23 protein-coding genes and 3 pseudogenes are annotated in these 20521 nt (G+C 67.7%); 6 read left to right on the top strand and 20 right to left on the bottom strand.

What is annotated here, in order from left to right:
- Positions 1-12 precede the first annotated feature (12 nt).
- The 3 genes from QQK83_RS01850 to QQK83_RS01840 form a co-directional block, all read right to left on the bottom strand.
- Positions 13-189 (bottom strand): hypothetical protein, encoded by a 177-nt coding sequence (locus tag QQK83_RS01850; protein ID WP_284261134.1) that lies wholly within the window; start codon positions 187-189, stop codon positions 13-15.
- 63 nt (positions 190-252) lie between these two features.
- Positions 253-1689 (bottom strand): dihydrolipoyl dehydrogenase, encoded by a 1437-nt coding sequence (locus tag QQK83_RS01845; protein ID WP_284261131.1) that lies wholly within the window; start codon positions 1687-1689, stop codon positions 253-255.
- Positions 1686-2282 (bottom strand): HPF/RaiA family ribosome-associated protein, encoded by a 597-nt coding sequence (locus tag QQK83_RS01840; RefSeq protein WP_284261128.1) that lies wholly within the window; start codon positions 2280-2282, stop codon positions 1686-1688. The genes QQK83_RS01845 and QQK83_RS01840 overlap by 4 nt, the downstream gene beginning before the upstream one ends.
- Before the next feature lie 248 nt (positions 2283-2530).
- Here QQK83_RS01840 and QQK83_RS01835 point away from each other — a divergent pair, with 248 nt between their 5' ends.
- Entirely contained in the window at positions 2531-3001 is a 471-nt protein-coding gene (locus QQK83_RS01835) for a host attachment family protein (protein ID WP_284261125.1), read from the top strand.
- Between the two features lie 42 nt (positions 3002-3043).
- On the opposite strand, the gene QQK83_RS01830 is transcribed toward QQK83_RS01835, so the two are convergent.
- The 13 genes and pseudogenes from QQK83_RS01830 to QQK83_RS01780 form a co-directional block, all read right to left on the bottom strand.
- On the bottom strand, positions 3044-3490 hold the full coding sequence (locus tag QQK83_RS01830) for a DUF305 domain-containing protein (protein WP_284261122.1): 447 nt from the start codon (positions 3488-3490) through the stop codon (positions 3044-3046).
- Between the two features lie 49 nt (positions 3491-3539).
- Positions 3540-4193, bottom strand: a complete 654-nt coding sequence (locus QQK83_RS01825; protein WP_284261119.1) for a hypothetical protein — start codon at positions 4191-4193, stop codon at positions 3540-3542.
- Between the two features lie 18 nt (positions 4194-4211).
- Complete coding sequence (locus QQK83_RS01820) at positions 4212-4427, bottom strand: dodecin family protein (RefSeq protein WP_284261117.1); 216 nt, start codon at positions 4425-4427, stop codon at positions 4212-4214.
- 199 nt (positions 4428-4626) lie between these two features.
- Positions 4627-4983, bottom strand: a pseudogene (locus QQK83_RS19350) (cation transporting ATPase C-terminal domain-containing protein); the annotation flags it as partial.
- Positions 4896-6161: pseudogene (locus QQK83_RS19345) on the bottom strand (HAD-IC family P-type ATPase). The pseudogenes QQK83_RS19350 and QQK83_RS19345, both read right to left, overlap by 88 nt.
- Positions 6162-6191: 30 nt before the next feature.
- Positions 6192-6809 (bottom strand): annotated as a pseudogene (locus QQK83_RS19430) (HAD-IC family P-type ATPase); the annotation flags it as partial.
- A gap of 88 nt (positions 6810-6897) precedes the next feature.
- The gene (locus QQK83_RS01810) at positions 6898-7461 is read right to left on the bottom strand and encodes a hypothetical protein (protein ID WP_284261114.1); all 564 of its coding nucleotides are present in this window, start codon (positions 7459-7461) and stop codon (positions 6898-6900) included.
- Positions 7461-7847 (bottom strand): SpoIIAA family protein, encoded by a 387-nt coding sequence (locus QQK83_RS01805; RefSeq protein ID WP_284261111.1) that lies wholly within the window; start codon positions 7845-7847, stop codon positions 7461-7463. Before QQK83_RS01805 ends, QQK83_RS01810 begins: the two co-directional genes overlap by 1 nt.
- Entirely contained in the window at positions 7844-8437 is a 594-nt protein-coding gene (locus QQK83_RS01800; RefSeq protein ID WP_284261108.1) for a DUF308 domain-containing protein, read from the bottom strand. Before QQK83_RS01800 ends, QQK83_RS01805 begins: the two co-directional genes overlap by 4 nt.
- An 84-nt stretch (positions 8438-8521) precedes the next feature.
- The gene (locus QQK83_RS01795; protein WP_284261105.1) at positions 8522-9007 is read right to left on the bottom strand and encodes a bacterioferritin; all 486 of its coding nucleotides are present in this window, start codon (positions 9005-9007) and stop codon (positions 8522-8524) included.
- Positions 8982-9500: a hypothetical protein gene (locus tag QQK83_RS01790; RefSeq protein ID WP_284261102.1), complete on the bottom strand. Its 519-nt coding sequence runs from the start codon at positions 9498-9500 to the stop codon at positions 8982-8984. The genes QQK83_RS01795 and QQK83_RS01790 overlap by 26 nt, the downstream gene beginning before the upstream one ends.
- A gap of 1 nt (position 9501) precedes the next feature.
- On the bottom strand, positions 9502-9849 hold the full coding sequence (locus QQK83_RS01785; RefSeq protein WP_465250982.1) for a sll1863 family stress response protein: 348 nt from the start codon (positions 9847-9849) through the stop codon (positions 9502-9504).
- Between the two features lie 2 nt (positions 9850-9851).
- Positions 9852-10046: a hypothetical protein gene (locus QQK83_RS01780; RefSeq protein ID WP_284261096.1), complete on the bottom strand. Its 195-nt coding sequence runs from the start codon at positions 10044-10046 to the stop codon at positions 9852-9854.
- 652 nt (positions 10047-10698) lie between these two features.
- Here QQK83_RS01780 and QQK83_RS01775 point away from each other — a divergent pair.
- On the top strand, positions 10699-11445 hold the full coding sequence (locus QQK83_RS01775) for a Crp/Fnr family transcriptional regulator (RefSeq protein ID WP_284261093.1): 747 nt from the start codon (positions 10699-10701) through the stop codon (positions 11443-11445).
- Between the two features lie 19 nt (positions 11446-11464).
- Here the strand turns inward: QQK83_RS01775 and QQK83_RS01770 are convergent, their stop codons facing one another.
- Positions 11465-11884, bottom strand: a complete 420-nt coding sequence (locus QQK83_RS01770; RefSeq protein ID WP_284261090.1) for a CBS domain-containing protein — start codon at positions 11882-11884, stop codon at positions 11465-11467.
- 233 nt (positions 11885-12117) lie between these two features.
- Here QQK83_RS01770 and QQK83_RS01765 point away from each other — a divergent pair, with 233 nt between their 5' ends.
- The 3 genes from QQK83_RS01765 (at position 12118) to QQK83_RS01755 (ending at position 14474) form a co-directional block, all read left to right on the top strand.
- Positions 12118-12285, top strand: coding sequence for a hypothetical protein (locus QQK83_RS01765; RefSeq protein ID WP_284261087.1), 168 nt, complete (start codon positions 12118-12120; stop codon positions 12283-12285).
- A 341-nt stretch (positions 12286-12626) separates the two neighbouring features.
- Complete coding sequence (locus QQK83_RS01760) at positions 12627-13172, top strand: hypothetical protein (RefSeq protein WP_284261084.1); 546 nt, start codon at positions 12627-12629, stop codon at positions 13170-13172.
- Between the two features lie 621 nt (positions 13173-13793).
- Positions 13794-14474 carry a Hint domain-containing protein gene (locus QQK83_RS01755; protein ID WP_284261081.1) on the top strand — a complete coding sequence of 227 codons (681 nt, stop codon included), beginning with the start codon at positions 13794-13796 and terminating at the stop codon, positions 14472-14474.
- A gap of 12 nt (positions 14475-14486) precedes the next feature.
- On the opposite strand, the gene QQK83_RS01750 is transcribed toward QQK83_RS01755, so the two are convergent.
- Both QQK83_RS01750 and QQK83_RS01745 read right to left on the bottom strand, forming a co-directional pair.
- The gene (locus QQK83_RS01750; protein ID WP_417750326.1) at positions 14487-15092 is read right to left on the bottom strand and encodes a nucleotidyltransferase family protein; all 606 of its coding nucleotides are present in this window, start codon (positions 15090-15092) and stop codon (positions 14487-14489) included.
- A gap of 238 nt (positions 15093-15330) precedes the next feature.
- Positions 15331-17733: a GcvT family protein gene (locus QQK83_RS01745; RefSeq protein WP_284261078.1), complete on the bottom strand. Its 2403-nt coding sequence runs from the start codon at positions 17731-17733 to the stop codon at positions 15331-15333.
- A 101-nt stretch (positions 17734-17834) separates the two neighbouring features.
- Between QQK83_RS01745 and QQK83_RS01740 the strand changes: the two genes are divergently transcribed.
- A complete protein-coding gene (locus QQK83_RS01740) occupies positions 17835-19094 on the top strand; it encodes a DUF2254 domain-containing protein (protein WP_284261076.1) in 1260 nt (419 codons plus the stop codon).
- On the opposite strand, the gene QQK83_RS01735 is transcribed toward QQK83_RS01740, so the two are convergent.
- Positions 19072-20400: an HlyC/CorC family transporter gene (locus QQK83_RS01735; RefSeq protein ID WP_284261074.1), complete on the bottom strand. Its 1329-nt coding sequence runs from the start codon at positions 20398-20400 to the stop codon at positions 19072-19074. The two genes, QQK83_RS01740 and QQK83_RS01735, sit on opposite strands and share 23 nt — an antisense overlap.
- Positions 20401-20521: the final 121 nt, after the last annotated feature.

The raw sequence follows: 20521 nt of genomic DNA, 5'->3' as shown, positions 1-20521 counted from the left end.
CGCTGCGCGCGGTCATTCGGCGACCTCGTCTTCCATCACGGTCGGCGACGTGTCTTCCTCGGCCTCGTCCAACTGGCCTTCGAGGGCCAGCCAGGTGACAATCGCCACCGCAATCGCGGCGGCGACGCCCACGAACACCGGCCAATGCCTGCGTTTCTGCTTCTCGAGATTTACGTCGGGGGGTGACATGTCATGTCCTTTCCAATGGTGCGGGGCGTGGCGCGGCTGCGGGGCCGGCCGCGCCGCTTGGGTTCAGTCCGCGCCGCAATCGACCGGCGCGTCCTCGCATCGGATCGCGTCAAGCTCGGTCGCTTCGACCGCGGTGGCCTTCAGCGCGCGCCGCAGGCCGCGGCGCAGCACCTCTTCGTGGGTGGGGTGGTAGACCGGCATCCGCAGGAGGGCGCTCAGATCGTCCTGCCGCTCGATGGCAAGGGCCAGCAGGTGGGCAAGGTGCTCGGCCTCGGGCGCGACGATGGCCGCGCCCAGGATGCGCGCGGTGGCCTTCTCGGCATAGATGCGCAGCCCGCCGCCCGGCGCCCGCTGCAGGCGCGTGCGGCCGGCCTCGTCGAAACTGGCCTCGCCGATGGCAATTTCGTCGGCGCGGTCCTTCAGCGTCTCCCATGTCGCGCCCGCCAGCGCGATCTGCGGCTCGCAGAACACCATGCGCAGCGGTGTCCGTCGGTCGAATCTGGCATCCCCGCCGCGGGCGGCGAAATAGCCCGCAAGGCGCCCCTCGTCGGAGGCTTCGTGCAGCAGCGCGGGGCCGGTGCCGGCGTCCCCGGCGAAGTAGATGCGCGTTCCGGGCAGGTTTAGCCGTCCATCCGGCAGGTCGGGCCGACCGTCTTGGTCCAACACGACGTTCCATGTCTCGAGACCGAGCGCGCCGATGTTCGGCCTGCGCCCCATCGCGACGAGGATCCTGTCGACCTCCGTCTCGCCGCCGTCCCATTTAATGCGGATCGCGTCGTCCTCTGTTGCGACGGGGTCCGCCGCGGCGTTGACGATGGTCACCTCGTCCGAGAGCGACCGGCTGAGCCGCTCCAGCAGATCGGGATCGGTGAGGCCACCGATGGTGGCCTCGGGGTCGAAGCCGGTGACCTCGACGCCGAGACGGGCCAGTGCCTGCCCCAGCTCGAGACCGACCGGCCCGAGGCCGATCACTGCCATCCTGCGCGGCAGGTCACGCAACTCGAAGATATCGTCGGAGGTCAGGAGAAGGTCGCCCAGCCGGTGCCGCCAGCCGTCCGGAACCACCGCCCGCGAGCCGGTCGCGATCACCGTCGCGAGCGCGCGGAACCGGGTTTCCCCGGCCCGCAGGATGCCGTCCGGTTCAAGGATCGCGGCATGGGGCACGAGATGGGTGTCGCGCCATGGCTTCATGCTCTCCTTGACGCCCTCGACGAGGCTGTCGCGCAGCTTGCGGGTCTCTTCCATGACGCGGGCGGCGTCCACCTCGAGCGCCTCGCCACCGAGGATGCCAAGCGTTTCGAAGGTGTGGCGGCGGTGAAACGCATGGGCCGAGTGCAATAGCGCCTTGGACGGCATGCAGGCGGCGCGGGCACAGAACGTGCCATAAGGGCCCGGGTCGAAGACCCTGTAGCTGTCGGTCACTTGCGCGACCTCGACTCTTGCCGAAAGCCCGGCTGTCCCGGCCCCGATGATGGCGACGTCGAGCGGTTCAGCACTCATCTTCGGCTCGGTTTCGTCGCCGGGTTGAATTCCAGCGCCCCGATCCGCCGCACCGTGCTGGCCTGCGGGCCGATGGGGCTTTCGCCGGTCTGCACGACCAGCTCGACCGGATCGCGCGGTTGCAGCTCGTCGAAGCTGCCGTCGACCACGCTGTTGCGGTGGAAATAGACAATCCGCTGGTCGGTGGCGATGATCTGGCCGAAATCCTCGTCATGGCGGATCTCGACGACCTTGCCCTGAAGCGGGCCGCCGTCGGTGGTCTTCACCTCGTCCCGGATCTGCGCCTTCCATCGCTTCAACTCGGTCGTCATGGCCGCGAAGGCATCGCGGATGGCGACGCGCAGATGTTCATGCTCGGCCACGTCGCCCATGTCGTTGCGCACGACAAGCTCGGTGCCGGGCACGCGAACCTCGACGGTCACCTCGTAGAGATTTCCCTTGCGCTGGCTCTGGTGCGGGGCGCGGACATAGACATGGCAACTGGTGATGCCGTCGTAATAGGTCTCGAGCTGGTCGGCCTTTTCGAGGATGAGGGCCTTGATCTCATCGGTGGGGTCGACGTGCCTGAACGCGACTTCGATCGGGGTCTGCATCTGGTGCCTGTCTCCTTTGCCGATGGTGTGTCGTCCCGCGCCAGCCGGGGGCAGGCGGGCCGCTATGTGCCAACCGCAAGCGTGGATCAGCCCGGCGGGGCGTTGCCTTAGCAGCGGTTAAGTCGTGCCGGTTTTTTCGCTGCTAGCGTCGTCCCGGCACCCCATGGCACCCCATGTCCGCCCGCCCGTCGCCCGCCGCGCGTGGCGCGGGCGGCCCGACCGGGTGCGAGGAAGAAAGGATACATGCCGTGAAACTGGACCATGACACCTGGGTCGTCGTCGCCGATGGCGAGAAATATCTCTTGCTCAGGAACAAGGGCGACCCGGAGTTCCTGCATCTCGAGGTGATCGACCACGAGCAAAGCGAGAACCCGCTCGCGCGGGAGATGGCGACCGACCGCCCCGGACGCCAGCATGACGCGGCGCGCGAGACCGGCGGCGATGTCGCGGCCTACGGGTCCAGCGCGATGGACGACACCGACTGGCACCGGCTGGAGGAGGAGCGGTTCGCCCGAAACTTGGCCGGTCGGCTGTCAGACATGGTGCAGAAGGGGCGGTTCGGTTCCCTCGTCCTGATCGCCGATCCCCGCTCGCTGGGCGCGATCCGCGCGGCCAGCGACGACCGGCTGCGCGCGGTGATCGTGGCCGAGATGGACAAGGACCTGACGAATCTTCCGCTGGAAGGGATCGAGAGGTCGATCATGGCCCATGACGGATGAGGCCCGCGCCGGGGCTGCGCCGCAGGGGCGCGGACCCGGCCGTCACCGTGCCTCGAGATCGGCGATCAGGTCCTGCATCAGGGCGATCTCGCGGCGCTGGGTCTCGATGATCTCGTCGGCCAGCTCGCGCACCCTCGGGTCGGAGATCCGCGCCCGTTCGCTGGTCAGGATGGCGATGGAGTGATGCGGGATCATCGCCCGCATCCATGCGAGGTCGTCGACCGTGCGTTGGCTCCGCAGCAGGGCGACCGATCCGGCAAAGACCAGCGCCGCCGCAAGAAAGATCGCCAGCTTGATCCCGCGCCCCTCATACATCCGGGCCATGTATCCCAGCATGATGACCGCCATGCCCGCCCCCATGTAGAGCGCCATCCAGGCGCGCGTCTGGCTCCAGTAGACATGGTCGAGGGCGTAGGTGTTAAGATACATCATGCCATACATCGCAACCGTGGAGGTCACGATCATCGCGGCGAACCTTGTGTAGGTCATGGCTGTCCTTTCTTGTGGAGACGGGCCGGATATGGCCCGCCCTACGGGGTCACCGGCTGGCGTCGGTCAGCCGGGTGATCGTGCTGGCCTCGATCTCCCGCCGGTCGAGAAGGCGGTCGGCGTCCATCCGGCCCGTCACGACGACATGGTCGCCGACCTCGACCGGGGGCGCATCCGGCGCGCCGGGGATCAGCCGCGTGTCCACCCGCAGCGGCGAGGTGCCGATGTCGATGATGATCGCCGCCGTGCCGACCTCGGTCACCCGCCCCGAGACGGCGAGAAACGCGCCATCGGACGCGGTGGCCGGAAAGGCCCCCGGCAGGAAGCTGCGAACGACCGAAGGGTCGCCCTCCTCGTCCGCGGGATCGGCGTAGATGTAGTCGTTGAGGGCGGGAACATGGACCGTCGCGGCTTCGATCGAGCGGGTGTCGCCGAAGTTGCGGTCCATCCGGCCGGTGACGTTGACGTATCGGCCCTCGAGGGCGGCCCGGTCGATGGACCAGTCGAACCGGTCCAGTTCGACGGTGATGTCGTTGTCGCCGTAATCGAGCAGGAAGCTTGTGGACCGCACCGCCTCGACCGTGCCGCCGAGCGAGATCCACGCGTCCTCGTAGGTGGTGGCGACCTCCTGCGCCGTGGCCGCGCCCGTGGCGAGGGACGCGACCGTGGGCAGGGCACCGACACCGGCATGTCTGCGGGGCATGTCGGACCTCCTTTCGGGTCAGCTGGCCGATTGGCCGTCGACCATGAAGCTGATCTTGGCGTTCACGCGATACGAGGTGATCCGGCCGTCGGTGACCTCGGCGTTCATGTCCTTGATGTAGACGGACCTGATGTTGCGCACGGTTTGCGCGGCCTGCGTGACGGCTGCGGCGGCCGCGGCGTCGAAACTGTCGGGGGACTCCGCGAGAACCTCGATGACCTTGAGCATGGACATGTGTCGCCTCCTTGATCTGTGATCCTGCGACAGGGGCGAACCCCCATGCCGCGGCACCAGCATGGAAGCCTTGGGCCGGGGCCGCATTGACCGCGGTAAAGAGCGGATCAGTCGCTCCGCCGCTTGCGGACGAGGGGGTCCAGAGCTGCGCCAACGGCAGCGGGATCAGGCTTGCGCCCACGGCAAGCGCCAGCCCCTCGGGCCCCGGTGCCTTCAGGTGCAGCAGCCCCGAAAGCCCCGGCAGCCACAGGGCCGCCGCGATGAGGGCAACGCAGATCACCACCGCGCCCCGGACATATCCGTTTCGGGTGACATCGTTCAGGATCGGTCCCGCCCTCGGGTCGCGCAGGTTGAAGATGTTCCACAGATGCCCCAGCGACAGGGTCAGGAAGGCCGCCGTCACGGCGACGCCGTCGTCGAGGTCCAGCCAGAACAGCGCGACCAGGAACGCGCCCAGGATCGCGGCCGTCACGACCCCGCCCAGAACGCCGGTAAACCTCCAGCTTCCGCCGTCCACGATCGGCTCTTCGGGATCGCGCGGCGGGTCGCGCAGCACGGTTTCGCTGCCGGGCCCGAGGCCGAGCGCCAGCGCCGGAAAACGCCGGTCACCACGTTCGGATAGAGGATCTGCAAGGGCAGGAGCGGCGTTGTCAGCCCGGCGGCGACCGCAAGGCCCACGACAGGCAACTGGCTGATGTTGCACGACAGCATGTAGACGGCGAAGTTGCGGATGTTGCCGAAGATCCCGCGCCCCTCGCGCATCGCGGCGATGATCGTGGGAAAGCGGTCATCCCGCAACACCATCCGGACGGCTTCCTTTGCCACCTCGGTGCCCCGCTGGCCCATGGCGATGCGGATATCGGCCTTCTTCAGCGCGGGCGCGTCGTTCACGCCGTCGCCGGTCATGGCCACGACATGCCCGGTCTCCTGAAACAGCGAGACGAGTGTCAGCTTGGCCTCGGGCGAGACGCGGGCGAAGACATCCGTGCGCATCACCTCGGCCAGCCGCTCCTCCTAGATGTCGCCCGGCTCGATCCCGGCCAGATCGGTTCCCTGCATCACCGTCAGGTCGTCTTCTCCAAGCCCCGCGTCGCGGGCGATGGTTTCGGCGGTGTCGGCATGGTCGCCCGTGAGCATCACGACCCGGACACCGGCGGTCCGGCAGGCCGCGATGGCGTCCGGCACGTCCTCGCGCACCGGGTCGAGAAGGCAGACCAGCCCGATCAGCTGCAAGCCGGTGTAGGGCTCGGCGTCCGGCTCAGGGACCTCCGTCATGGCCAGCGCCAGAGGGCGCAACCCCTCCTTCGCGGCCGCGATGTTGCGGTCGCGCCAGCGCGCGCGATCCTCGTCCGTCAGCGCCTCCGTCGCGCCGTCTGCGGTCATCACCTCCGAGCAGACCTCCAGAACCGCTTCGGGCGCGCCCTTGACGGCGATGAGGAACCTGTCGCCATCCTCGTGAACGGTGGCCATCATCTTCCGCTCGGGGTCGAAGGCGTGCTCGCGCCGCTCCGGCAGGTCGTTCAGCAGATCCTTGCGCGTCCTTGACGCGGTCCGGGCGACCTTGAGCAAGGCAACCTCCATCGGATCGCCCGTGTGGTTCTCAGCGTCCTCGCCACCGGCCTCGGCGTTGGTGCAAAGCGCGCCGACCCGCAAGGCAAGGTCGAGGCGGGTGTCGTCTTCGAGCGAAATGGCCTCATCGTCGCGGCGGAACCTGTCGCCGCCATCGCCGCCCACCTCGACTTCGCCACGCTCGAACAGGTAGCGCACCACGCTTATCCGGTTTTCGGTCAGCGTGCCGGTCTTGTCGGTCAGGATGACGGTCGTGGCCCCCAGTGTCTCGACCGACGACAGCTGCGTGATCAGCGCATTGCGCGCGCTCATGCGCCACATGCCCCGTGCGAGGCTGAGGGTTGCGACGATGGGCAACCCCTCGGGCACCGAGGCCACGGCCAGCGCGACCCCCGTCTGCACCATGCCGACCATGTCCGAGCCGCGCAGGATGCCGCCGCCGATCGCCAACGCGGCCAGGGTCAGCGACAGCCACACCAGCCGATGCCCCAGCCGGTCGAGCCGCTTTTCCAGTGCCGTGACCTCGGCCCTGGCGCTGCCTGCCAGATCGCTGATGCGCCCGATCCCGGTCCCCATGCCTGTGGCCACGGCAACGCCGAGGCCCGACCCTTGCGTGATCGCGGTGCCCTTGAAGACCATGTTGCAGCGGTCTCCGACCTCGGTCTCGGCATCCAGCGGGTCGGTGGATTTCTCCACGGGCGTGGATTCGCCCGTCAGCACCGCCTCGTCGACCTGCAGGCCGGCGGCCTCGATCAGTCTCAGGCCGGCGGTGACCATGTCCCCGGCTTCAAGAACGACCAGATCGCCCGGCATCGGTGTCGCGCCGCGCGACAACCTCGTCCACAGACAGCGCGAAAGGCGGAGTGTCCGTGTCTTCAGCCAACCGCGCGGCCCTCCGCTGTCAGTCCTCCGCGTCTTCCGCCGACCCCGTCGAAAGGCGCGCCTCGGATTTCAGGCTGAGGCGCTGGAACACGCCGAGGCCGACGACGATCAGCACCGACACGGAGAGCAGCAGGACAGGATAAATGAGCAATTCCGGCGCGTCCTTGCCCAGTTCGAAGACCAACACGATGCCTTCGATCGACACCACCAGCGCGATGATGACCATGAACTTGGTGACGGCTTCGCGCGCCTCGTGCGGCATCCGCAACTCGCGGCTGCGCAGAACCTCCTCTTCCATGACGTATTTCGCCACATCGAGGATCGCCACCGAGATCACCAGCGAACTGACGGCGTCCAGCAACAACGTTTCTGCCGTCTCCGAGGTGGCAAAGGCGGCATAGACCCGCGTGAGCGACACGACGACAAGGCTGAGTGACACAGCCGCCATCGACAGCGCCGCAAGACCGTAAAGCGCGGCGGCGGCGACGATGAAGGCGTCGGCGGCTCCGGCGAGAAAACCGGTCTGCTTGCCGTTTTCCTTGTCCGGAGCTCGCGGGCGCGATGGTTTGGCGGAGGGGACCATTACGCGATACCACCGCGCCCGTCCCCCGATCCGGCCAGCCAGGCGTCGGCCTCGGCCTCTTGCGCGGCGGGGAAAAAGCGCATCTCGGCCGGGAAGAACGGCGCCGACAGGCGCGCGCCCCAATCCTCCAGCCGCGTTTCGCCGATGACGGCGATCCGCGCGAAGTCGCCCCGGTGCTTCAGGTCGAATTTCAGCTCCCGCCAGAGCGCGCCAATCTCCCAGCCGTGGAAATCCTCGAGCCTGAGCATCACCCTCAGCGGCGCTTGCGACAGCGTCATCGCGTGTTCGATCTCGGGCATGGCCTGTTCGTAATCCTCGGCGGTCAAGGTGCCCGAGGCCCGGATCACGATCCGGTCGCGCGGCCTGTCGTGTTCCACGGTGATCATGCCGTCACCCCGTCATCTGCGGCGCGGGCCACGCCCATCGCCAACGCGATTTCCGACATCCCGAGAAACAGCAGGTCCACCCCCAGCAGAAGGCCGAGCGCCCAGGTCGCCACGTCGGGCAATCCAAGCAACAGCAATAGCCCCAGCGCCAGCGACAGCGCACCCGACAGGGCCAGCCAGCCGCGCCCCGAGGCCGGGGCCAATCCGAGCGCGCGCATCCGCGCATCGCGCAATTGCCATGCGCCCAACAGTTTCGTCATTCCACCGACAAGGAAGAAGGCGGCGATGAGGGCGGTCAGCGTCAACACGCCTTCCGGTGGATAGAGGAGCAGCATCGCACCGCCCGCCAGCGCCGCCGCGCCGAACAGGAGCGTCGGACCGCGCGCGGCCACGTCACCCGACAAGAGCCCGCGCAAGACCTGCACCACGCCGAGCGCGACGAGGACGGCCCCGAACAGAAGCCCCGCCGCGAGGGTCACGAGGAAGGGAAAGGCGATCCCGGCAAGGCCCAGCAGGATGGACGCCAGCCCGGCGATCCAGAGCCAGCGCGAGAGGCGGCGGGGATCGGCGGCGGATGTCTCGAATGTCATGGTCAAGGTCTTCCCTCACAAGGGTCTGGCCCCCGGCATTGCGGGCCGGGAGCGGTGAGTGATGGTGATGTGCAGGTCGGGAGGTCACGCCGATCCGGCGGCGTCGCCCATGTGCCGGAGCATGTAGGTCGGCTCGCCCATGCGGTTGACCAGCGCCAGTTGTTGGGCGAGCCAATCCTTGTGGCCTTCCTCGTCCAGCAGGATCTCCTCGAACAGCATGCGGGTGCCCAGGTCGCGGTCCTCGTCCGCGGCCCTGGCGGCCTCGGTGTAGAAGTCGATCGCCCCCTTTTCCTCTTCGAGGTCGGCGGCGAAAAGACCTTCGAGCCCGTCGGCGCGTTTCGGCGGCTTGGCGGTCTCGATCTCGGGCGTCCCTTCAAGATACAGGATACGGTCGATGAAGCGCCCGGCGTGACCAAGCTCCTCGGTCATCTCCTCGCGCATCTTGCCGGCCAGCAGGTCCAGCCCCCAATCATCAAGCACATGCGCATGCAGGAGATACTGGTGGATCGCCGTCATCTCCATCGAGAGCGCCTGTTGCAGATGCTCAAGGCTGCGGGTCGCGTTCTTCATCTCGGTCTCGGGTCTCAGTGTCTTCGGTCATGGCCGTCACAGCCTCGGTCCAGGCGGTGCCGACCTCGGCCCATCCGGCCCTGACGCCGGCCATGAGATCGTCCCATGCCGTCGCGGTCCCCTGCGCGAGGGCACCGTAGCTTTCGCTGAGCTGGTTGCGCTCCTCGCGCAGCTCCCGAAGGGCGGTCGCGGTGCGCTCCCGCGTGGCGGCGGACATCTCCGACCAGTCCTCTCGCACGCGCGTTTCGATTTCGTCGATGCGCGTGTCCAGACGGGAAAGCGTCTCGTCGAGCACCGCAAGCGCGGCGTCGCGCTGATCGGCGGTGAACTCCCCGATCGAGGCGAAGGCCTCAGAGAAATCGGCCTGCACCTCGTCAAGGGTCGTGGGGTCGGACTCGTCCTGGGCGTGGCCCGGACCGGCGATCAGTATCAGTCCGAGCAGCCCGGCCGCGAGGCCCGAGCGCAGGGGTTTGTCAGTGCGTCCCAAGGTCATGTCAGCTGAACCTTTCGCGTGCCGATTTCACGGCGTCGCCCAGCTTGTCCCAGGCCTTCTCGACGCCGTCCTTGATGTCTTCCCACGCGTCGTCGCTGGCCTCGTCGAGCTCTTTCAGCTTCTCACGGGCCTCGTCCTGCTGCTTGCGCAACTCGGCCACCTGGTCTTCGTAGTCCTTGCGGGCGTCGGCGCTGGCTTCGGCGGCCTTGGCCTGCAGCTTGTCGATCTCGGCGCGCCATTGTTCGAGGCGGGCCTCGAGTTTTTCACGATATGCGCTCTTGTCACTAATGGAGCTGTCTCCTTCTTCGTTGATGGTTGCCAGTACGGCCTTGTTCCTCGGAATGGCCATGATCACACCGGCGTCGCCTTGGTCGTGTTGGCGGTGGATTTCGCGCGCTTCGCGGCTTGATCGGCACCGTCCTTTCCGGCTTCGATCTCGGCCTGGGTCATGCGGGCGGCACAATGCGAGCAAAGCTCGACCCATTGCTGCATGTCCTCCGCCATCCGCCGGAACGATTGCTGTTGCCATTCGAGCATGGCCTGCATCGCCGCCGAGGGGTCGGACCCGTTGCCGTTCGACTTGCGAACCGCCTCGGCGCCGTGCGGGCCGCATCGTGGCGGCGTTCGAACCAGGCCTTCGAAAACGCTTCGGTTTCCTCGAGGATTCCGTCCTGGGTCTTCCAGAACCCTTCCATCCGGGGCCCGATCTCGGGGTTGAGCGCAAGCATACCCTGTATCTGTTTCATCAGGTCGCCGACCTTTTGCGACTCGTCAGCCATATGCATCCTCCCGGCATATGCGGTGTCATCGTCACTAAAGATCGTGCGGGGGCACCGTGCATTAACCTGCGTAAAGTCGGCCGCCGCGGGCGCATCGCAGTCCGAAGCCGGGAAGGGGGGGCAGCACGGGACGGGGGCAGGGTGCCTGCGCCGGGGGAATGGCCGTTCACGGGCCGGGCGATCAAACGCCCTGCGAACTGCGCCGCAGGTGGGGATAAAAATATGGTGCGCGCAACTATTGATTTGAGTCATTCGCGGACCGAACATGAACCTGTAAACGTGAGGTTCAATCAATCGCGGCGCAAATCGGCTCGGGCGGCTGGTGCAGACCAGCCCTCTTTCCTTGGACCGTCTCGCTTCCCGATGCGCAACCTGGTGCCCGTCGGGGCGATCCGCACACCAGCCACAGGGAGAATGACATGCTCGAGCGTCTTGAAGAAACCGGTCTGTCCGAGGCGATGCTGCCCGACCAACTGCACTTGCCCGAAGAGGCGCAGACCTTGCTGTGCAAGCTGATCCATGCACACAAGCGGTCCTATCCGGCCGGAACCCTCCTGAAACTGGAAGGCGACGACACCGGGTCGGTCTTTCTTGTCCTGTCGGGATGGCTACTGGCGTCCAAGACCCTGGCCGACGGGCAACGCCAGATCGTCGACATCATCCTGTCCGGCGGTATCCTTGAACCGACCTCGGCCACTCCGGGCGTCAGCGCGCTGGAGGTCGAGACCCTGACCGACATGACCGTCGCGGCGATCCCCCGGTCGCGGTGGCACGATGCCTGCGGCCAGTTCCGCGACCTTGCCGAGCTGGATCATCAGATCAGCGACGCCGCGATGTCCCGGATGGCCGAGCGCATGACGCGCCTGGGCAAGGCTGCGGCCGAGACCGTGATCACCTACGCCCTGTGCGAACTCTGTCTTAGGTCGACCGCTCACGGTCTTGTCGAGGGAATGACGTTTCACATCCCGATGACCCAGCAGCAGCTTGGCGACTTCTGTGGGCTTTCGGCGGTGCATATCTGCCGGACGCTGCGTCGGCTGGAACGCAACGAGGTGCTGAGTGTCACCGATCACATGGATATCGTGGTTCACGATCTGGCCACGATGGCCGCCATCGCGGAGATCGACATCGACACCCTGCGTCAGGAAATCATCCCGGTCGCGTGACCGGCGCGCTGCCTGCCCGTCAGGCCCGCGTCTCGACGATCTCGCCAAGGGCGTGCCCGGCCAGTTCCTCCGAGGCGTTTTCCGCGATGTCGTCCACCGAGAGAACGCCGAGAAGAGCGCCGCACCGCTCCAGAACCAGAAGATGCCGGACCTGGTGGTCGCCCATGATCGCCGCGGCCGTGGTGACGTGATGATCGGCAAGGCAGGTCGCCGGGTCGCGGATCATCGCGTCGCGGACAGGCCGGGCGGCCGCGTCGCGCATGTCGGGCAACAGGCGGGTGACGATCTGTCGGTCCGTCAGCAGCCCCGGCGGCGATTCATCGCCCATGACGGGCAAGGCGGTGACGCCCCTGTCGCGCATGATGGCCGAAGCCTCGCGGATCGTGGCGAGGGGCGACAGGACGAGGCCGCTGTTGGACATGACGCGTCTGACGATCATCCGGGGTCCTCACGCTCCGCTTCGGGACATGCCTTTGCCCGACATCCACGCCGCCGTGTCGGCGGCACGCCAAGCCGGGGCAACGGTGAAGCCCCTGCGCATCAGGCGTCTTCGAGTGTGTTCCGACCAGCCGCGACGAGGCGATAACATCGGTAAAGGCACCGCGCGCCGCCTCGCGTCAGTCTCACCTCCGCCGGGCATAGGGGAATGCGGGATTGGGGGCGGAGGCACTCATGCGCAGCAGGCCGGATCAGGACCTCGATGGCGCAGCCCTCGACATGGAAGACCGCCGGAGGATCGCCGATACGCTGGGCATCACACCGCGCGAGGCGCTGTCGGCACTGGCCGGCTACGGGCTGCATGATCATGACATCGCCCGCCATCACGGCCTTCCCCCATGATCTCGTGACCGAGCTGCGGGAATTCTGGCGCATCCGGCCGAACCCCTGACACGAACACCCCGGCAACACGAATGTGATACGGCCCCCGGCTGGGCTGCATCCGGGATGACCGCCGGGACCACCGTGGGCCAAGAGGGCGTCCTTTACCGGCGTCAATGCCCACGGCCCGACGGGTCCGGCAGGCTGCGGAGTGGTCCACCAAGCAACCCGAACCGATGGAGATACCCATGCGCTTTTAACTTTCGGCACTTGCAGTATCGGCGTCGATCGCAGTTGCCGCCCCGGTCGCGGCGCAAGATCCCTACAGTCGGCCCGACGACAGCAGGATCAGCCTGAGCGGCATGGTCGGCAACCCGACCGCCGACAGTTTCACGCTCTACTACGGCGACGGCGTCATCACCGTCGAGATGGACGACTGGGACTCCTACGGCGATGCCTACGGGCTGATGGATGGCGACCGGGTGACCGTCTACGGCGATATCGACGAGAACCTCTTCACGATGACCACGATCGAGGCGAGCAGCGTCTATGTAGAAGGCCTCAATATCTATTTCTACGCCAGCAGCGCCGACGAGGAAGAGGCCTATACCTGGATCATGTCGACGCCCATCGTGATCGGCGAGGTCACGTTGCGCGGCACGGTCTCCGACCTTGACGCCGAGGCGCAGGAATTCACCCTCGACACCGGCGGGCAGGTGCTGACCATCGACACCGCCTTTCTGACCTACAACCCGCTCGATGATGTCGGCTATGCCCAACCGTGCCACAAGGCGGATCTCGGATCAGGCGGTTTTCGGCGCCTCGCCGCGGATCTTCGTGTGGTTGCGCTTCGCGGACGTGACCGCGTCGGTCGAAGCGGCAAGGCTGCAGCAAGACATGCGGCCTGACATCGACCCGAAGCGCCCCCTCTGACCGCGCGGGTGCGAGGATCGAACGCAAACGACTGTCTGCGCCTCAGGGTTCGTCCACGCATGGGGCCGGACGCTCCTGACACCGCGCGGTGTCTCGAAACAGACCGCGGCCGCGGCGTTTCCGTGATGAACGGAGCGCGTAAACGCTTTGTTTCCAGATCCCCCGTTCCCACGCCGATGGTTTCGCAACAGCGACAATCGCGGCCCGTGCCGCGCAGGCCGCCGGTTTCGTTTCGCTTTCGGAAACGATCCCTGCGGCAACCTTGTCCGCAGCGTGGCGCGGCTGCGCCAGCACCGTGCCGAACCCGTGTCGATATCGTGTCGCGCGACAGGGGGCGTATTCCGCCCGGATTTTCCCCTTCCGGGCTGCGTGGCTTGCGGCTATCCTGATGCCCTGATCCGCCGTCTCGCCATTGGGGCGCAAGGGCCGGTCGGGCGCGTATCCCGAGATTTCGGGGCGCTGCAAGCTACGGGCGGTCTCGCCCGCGGTTGATGCGATGGGATCGGTGTGGTCCCGGATCATGGGCCGGCGTTTTGGAAAAGTGTTCAGGGTCGCCGGCGTGCAACGGCGCGGCCCGCAGATGTGCAGAGTTGACGATGACGGAATTTGCCAGGACCCCCACGGCACAGGCCCCCGAGGCGCAGGGCGTGACCGCTCTTGCGGCGACCCCGGTCGCCTGTTCGCCCGTAACCCCCTGTTTCACGCCCGGCGCGCTGATCGCCACGCCCCGCGGCGAGGTGCCGGTCGAATCGCTGCGCCCCGGTGACAAGGTCATCACCCGCGATACCGGCGTGCAGGAGATCCGCTGGGTCGGCAGCCGCACCCTCAGCCGTGCCCAGCTGGCCGAGATGCCGTCGCTCAAGCCGGTCCTCGTGAAGGCCGGCGCGCTCGGCTTCGGTCTGCCGGAACGCGACATGCTGGTTTCGCCCCAACACCGCGTGATGGTCGCAGGCTCCATGATCCGCGCGAATTTCGACGAGGCCGAGGTCTTCGTGAAGGCGCGCGACCTTGTCAATCACGGCACGATCCGCATGGTCGAGACGCTCCGCACGACCTACATCCACCTGCTGTTCGACCGGCATGAGCTGGTGATGTCGAATGGGTCCTGGACCGAAAGCTTCCAGCCCACGCAGGAGGTGCTGGACGCCATTGTGCAAGACACCCGCGCCGAGATCCTCGCCCTGTTCCCCGAGCTGGCCGAGCCGGGGGCCGAGGGCAGCCATGCCCCCGCGCGGCGCAGTCTGACCGGCGCGGAAGCGGCACTTCTGCGCCCCTGAGGGCGCAGGGGGCTACCCGCGCCCGCCGCGCCCTGCACGCCACGCCGCCCACGCCTCGGGCGTGTCGAGATCGACCGTGGCGCGGTCATCCTTCAGCGGCAGCAGGTGAACGCGCCTGCCCTCGCGCTTGAGGATGTCGCGCGCGCCTGCGTCCCCTGACAGCCGCGCCAGCTCCGGCAGAAGGTCGGCCGGGAACAGCACCGGGTGCCCCGGTGTTCCGTCGCGCGTCGCCGCCCGCAGGATCGCCCCCGGTGCCTGCGCATGGAGCGACACCATCAGGTAGATGTCGCCCGCCGTGATCTCGGGCATGTCGCCCAGCAGGATCAGCACCGGCGCGTCCAGCCCGGCGATCCCGGCCCGGATGGAGGCCGCCATCCCGTCGGTGCCCTCGGCCTCGACGATCTCGACGTCCAGCCCCTCCAGCGCCGCGCGCCGCGCGTCCTGTCCCGGGCCGAGCACCACGCGCAGGGCCACGCCGGATTTCAGCGCGCGCCGCGCCATCAGCCGCAGCAGCGGCTCGCCCTCCACCTCCTCCAGCATCTTGTCGCGCCCCTTCATGCGGCTCGAGGCCCCCGCGGCGAGCAGCAGGATCACGGGCGGGGTCATGGATGACGTCATGGGCGGCGCGCCTTTCTTCTCCGGTTCGAACCTGTGTCACGGTCGCCCCCGTGGTCCGGGCGGCACCGGCGACGGGCCGGGCGCCCGTTGCACCGCCCCTCCTACAGGGCCCGGCCTCGGCTGTCAGCGCCGACCGCACCCGGGAACCGGGTGCCGGGCCCAACGGGGACCGATGCCTCCGGCATCGTGTCCCGGGCGGGAGCGCCCCCTCACGCGCGCAGGCGCGCGGCTCGCTGTGTCACGCGCGCAGGCGCGGATCGTCCCAGAGCGGGGTGGTCACCAGCCGGGCGGGGCGCATCTGCCCGAGGATCTCGATCTCGACGGTCAGCCCCTCCACGATGCGCTCGGCGGGCAGGAAGCCCATGGCGACCGATTGCCCGGTCCAGTGCGAATAGCCGCCCGAGGTGCAGAAGCCCACCACCGCGCCGTCAAGCCAGATCGGCTCGTAGGCCACGACATCGGCGTCCTCCGCCTCCACGACGAAGGTCGCAAGACGCCGGACGGGCGGTGTCGCGCGCTCGGCCTCTGCCGCCGCGCGGCCGATGAAATCGACCGGCTTCTTCCAGGCGACGAAGCGGTCAAGGCCGGTTTCTGCGGGCGTGTAATCGGGCGAGAACTCCCGCATCCACGACCCGAAGCCACGGTCAAGCCGCAGCGACATCATCGCCCGCATCCCGAAGGGTTTTATTCCGAAGGCCTGCCCCTTGTCCCAAAGCACCCGCCAGAGCGCGCGTTGCTCCATCGCGTTGACATAGATCTCGTAGCCGAGATCGCCGGTGTAGCTCACGCGCTGCACGATGGCATCCGACAGCCCGATGGTCAGGCGCCGCACATCCATGAAGCGCATCTCCGACACGTCCTGCCGCGCCACTGCGGCCAGCAGGTCGCGTGCGCGCGGCCCGGCGATCTGGAAGCCGGTGCGGCTGTCCGAGACGTTCTCGACCGCCACATCACCCGAAAGCCAGCGGTCGAACCAGCGCAGGTGGTAATCCTGCGCGCCGTAGCTGCCGGTGAGCTGAAACTCCGTCTCCGACAGGCAGGAAACGGTGAAATCCCCGATGATCTTGCCCTTCTCCGACAACATCGGCGTCAGCGACAGCCGCCCCGGCGCGGGGATACGGCCCGCCATGATCCGGTCGAGCCAGCCCCGCGCGCCGGGGCCCGTCACGCGATACTTGCCGAAATTCTGCAGCTCGTTGATGCCCACGGCCTCGCGCACCGCGCGGACCTCGCGCGCGGTGGCATCCCAGGCGTTCGAGCGGCGGAAAGAGGGGGTCTCGTAGCGCGCTTCGCCCGGCTCGGCGAAAAAGTTGACCACCTCCAGCCCGTATTGCTGGCCCCAGACCGCGCCCATCGCGTCGAAACTGTCATACATGGGCGTCGTGCGGTGGGGCCGGGCGGCGGGCAGTTCCTCGTTCGGGTAGACCACGGAAAACCGTGTCTGGTAGTTCTCGATCACCTTGGGCAGCGTGTAGCCCGGCGTGATCCAGCGCCCGAAGCGGGCGACATCCATCGCCATCACGTCGCGTTCCGGCTCGCCCTCGACCATCCATTGCGCAAGGCTCAGGCCCACGCCGCCGCCTTGGCTGAAACCCGCCATCACGCCGCAAGCCGACCAGTAGTTGCGCAAGCCCGGCACCGGGCCGACCAACGGGTTGCCGTCGGGCGCGAAGGTGAAGGGGCCATGAATCACCGACTTGATGCCCGCGCGTTCCAGCACCGGGAAACGCTTGAAGGCAAAGGCGATGGAGTCGCCGATCTTGTCGAAATCATCGGGCAGAAGCTCGTGGCCGAACTCCCACGGCGTGCCGTCCACGGCCCAGGGGCGGCAGGTCTTTTCGTAGAAGCCGATGCACAGCCCGCGCCCCTCCTGCCGGAGGTAGCTTTCGCCCGAGGGGTCCATGATATGCGGATGTTCGCTGTCGCGTTCGTAGATCTCGGGGGTTTCCTCGGTCACGAGATACTGGTGTTCCATCGGGTGCAGCGGCAGGTAACAGCCCGCCATCGCCGCCACCTCGCGCGCCCAGAGGCCCGCGGCGTTGACCACGTGCTCGGCATGGATCGTGCCCTTGTCGGTCACCACGTCCCATGTGCCGTCCGGGCGGGGATTGGTCTCGAGCACGCGTGTGTGCAGCACGATCTCGGCCCCGCCCATCTTCGCGGCGCGCGCATAGGCGTGGGTCGTGCCCGACGGGTCGAGATGCCCGTCGAGCGGGTCGTAAAGCCCGCCCAGAACGCCCTCCACATTGGTGATCGGGGCAAGCGCCTTGATCTCGTCCGGGCCGATGATCTCGGTCTCGAGCCCCATGAAGCGGTGTTTCGCGCGCTCGGCCTTGAGCATGTCGAGCCGTTCGGGCGTGTCGGCCAGCGTCACACCGCCGACATGATGCAGGCCGCAGGACATGCCCGTCAGCTCCTCTAGTTCGCGGTAGAGGCGGATGGTGTAACCCTGAAGCGCCGCCATGTTGGTGTCGCCGTTGAGCGTGTGGAACCCGCCCGCCGCGTGCCATGTCGAGCCGGAGGTCAGCTCCGAGCGTTCCAGCAGCATCACGTCCGACCAGCCCAGCTTGGTCAGGTGATAGGCGACCGAACAGCCGACGACGCCGCCGCCGATGATGCAGACGCGGGTGGTGGTTTTCATGGGACGCCTCCGTTAGCCTTGTCCGCGCAGGCTTGCGGCGCGCTGCCCGCGGCGACAAGCCCAAAGGCGACATTCCGTGTCGCAGGTCGGAAAGGGGCCAGATGTTCCGCTCGATCCTGCGCTGGCTGCGCCAGCAGTCCCGGCGCATCCATGTGCGCGTGATCCTGTTCGCCGTGCTGAACATGGCCGCGCTCGTCCTTGCCGCCGTGATCGGTCCGCTGTTGCCCGAGGGGCTGGGCGACCGGATCGGCGCGCGCTCGGTCGACACGATCCTGCAAGTGATCGCGTCCTCGATGCTGGCGGTCGTGACCTTTTCGCTGACGATCATGGTGACCGGCTTTTCGCGGGCCGAGGGGCAATGGACCCCGCGCAGCCATATCCTTCTGCGCGAGGATACGCGGACCCATTCGGTTCTGGCGACCTTCCTCGGCGCCTATCTCTACGCGCTTATCGCCATCATCCTGCGCGCCGCCGATGTCTTCGGCGAAAGCGAGCTGGTGGTTCTGTTCTTCACCACGCTTCTCGTGGTGGCCGCGATCATCTGGTCGATCATCCGCTGGATCCTGCATCTGGAGGGCTATGGCAGCCTGACCCTGACCGCCCGGCAGCTGGAACGCCGCGCGGCGACCGCGGTGCACGAGGCCGCGCGCTTTCCGTCGCAGGGGGCGCAGCCCCTGACCCCCGATGTGACCATCCCCGAGGAGGGCACCGACCTGCGCGCGGCCCGCGCGGGCTATGTCCAGCAGATCTTCGAAGAGGCGCTGCAATCCGAGGCGAAGAAACTCGACGCGCAGATCTACGTGCTCGCCCCCGCGGGCCGCTACCTGCAGCGCGGCGACGTGATGGCCCGCATCGTGGGCGACCGCGCGCCCGGCAAGGAGGCGATGGGCCGGTTGCGCGCGGCGATCCCCATCGACGACGTGCGCAGCTTCGAGATGGACCCCGTCTTCGGCGTGACCGTGCTGGCCGAAGTGGCCACCCGCGCGCTCTCGCCCGGCGTGAACGACCCCGGCACGGCCATCGACATCATCCACCGCCTCTCGCATGTCATCGGCGAGGCGCGTGTCGCGCCCGAACTGGACGCCCCCCGCCATGACCGGGTCTGGATCGAACCCATGTCGCTCCACGCGCTCTTCGAGGCGAGCTTTGCCCCCATCGCGCGCTGCGCGGGGGACGCGGTCGAGGTGCATGTCGCGCTGGCCCATGCCTTCGCAGCGATCGGGCGGGTGGGCGATGACGCCATGGCGCTGGCCGCCCGGCAGGCGGCGGCCGATCACATGGCGCGGGCGCAGGCGCAGATCACACACCGCCCGGACCTCGAGCGACTGCGGCGGGCGGTCAGCCGAGCTTCCGAACCTTGAGCCGCGTCAGGCGGTTCTTCTCGCGCTCGGCCACCTCGAAGCGGAAGCCATGGAAGCTGAAGCACTGTCCGACCACGGGGATGGACTGCGCCTCGTGGATGACGAGGCCCGCGACGGTGTTCGCCTCTTCGTCGGGAAGCGTCAGGTCGGTCGCGCGGTTGAAGTCGCGGATCGTCATCGCGCCGTCGATCAGGTAATTGCCATCCGGGCCGGGGGCGAGCAGCGGCGCTTCGGGGGTGTCGAACTCGTCGGTGATCTCGCCCACGATCTCCTCGAGGATGTCCTCGAGCGTGATCAGCCCGCGCAGCGCGCCGTATTCGTCCACCACCAGCGCGAAATGCGTGTGCCGCTTCAGGAACTGGCGCAGCTGGTCGTCGAGCGTCGTGGTCTCGGGAATGAAATAGGGCTTGGTGGCGATATCCGTGATCTTGAAGCCCTGGATGCCCGGCGCGTTCTCGCCCCGCGTCAGCCGGTCGATGGCGCGCAGCAGATCCTTGGCGTGGACAAGGCCGATGATGTTCTCCTGCTCGCCCTTGTAGACGGGCAGGCGGGTGTGGGGCGATTGCAGCGCCTGGCTCAGGATCGCCTCGGGGTCGGCCTCGGCGTCGATCATCTCGATGCCCGAGCGGTGGAGCATGATCTCCTCCACCGTGCGCTCGTGCAGGTCGAGCGCGCCGAGCAGCCGGTCGCGCTGTTCCTTCTCCACCGTCCCCTCGGAATGGCCGAGCGAGAGCGCGCCCATGATCTCCTCGTGGACGGAGACCATGTTGGCGCTGGCGTCGATCCTGACCCCGAAAAGCCGCAGCACACCGCGGACCAGCAGGCGCACGACCGAGACCACGGGCGCCATGACCGAGACGACAAGGCCGACGGGCCGCGCGATGCGCGCCGCGGTGCGTTCGGGATCGTTGATCGCGTAGGTCTTGGGCAGAACCTCGGCGAAGATCAGGACAAGGGCCGTCATGACCAGCGTGGCGATGGCGACCCCGCCCTCGCCGAGGATCGTGGTCAGAAGGGCGGTCGCCAGCGAGGTGGCGAGGATGTTGACCAGGTTGTTGCCCAGCAGGATGCCGCCGATCAGCCGCTCGTTGTCTTCCTTCAGCGCCAGCGCGCGGTCGGCGCCCGCGGCATGTTCGCCCCGGTCGACCATCGAGCGCAGCTTGCCGCGGGTGGCGGCCGTCAGCGCGGTTTCCGAGCCCGAGAAGAAGCCCGAGCAGAGCAGCAGGAACAGGATCACCGCGGCGGTGATCCAGGTGGCGGGATCGGCGAGGGCCGAAAAGGCCTCGGGCGGGGGGGCGTTTTCCATGTGGCGGTTATGGGGTGGGGCGGGGTGCGCTTCAAGATGGCACCGTGGCACCGGGTGGCAGGTGTTGCGCCGAAAGGGGGGGCTCCGCCCCCGTCGCGTGCCGCGACTCCCCCGCCATATT

The organism is Roseicyclus amphidinii, from assembly GCF_030163755.1.
GTDB classification, from domain to species: Bacteria; Pseudomonadota; Alphaproteobacteria; order Rhodobacterales; family Rhodobacteraceae; genus Roseicyclus; species Roseicyclus amphidinii.
This window is presented reverse-complemented; position numbering and strand designations above follow the sequence as displayed.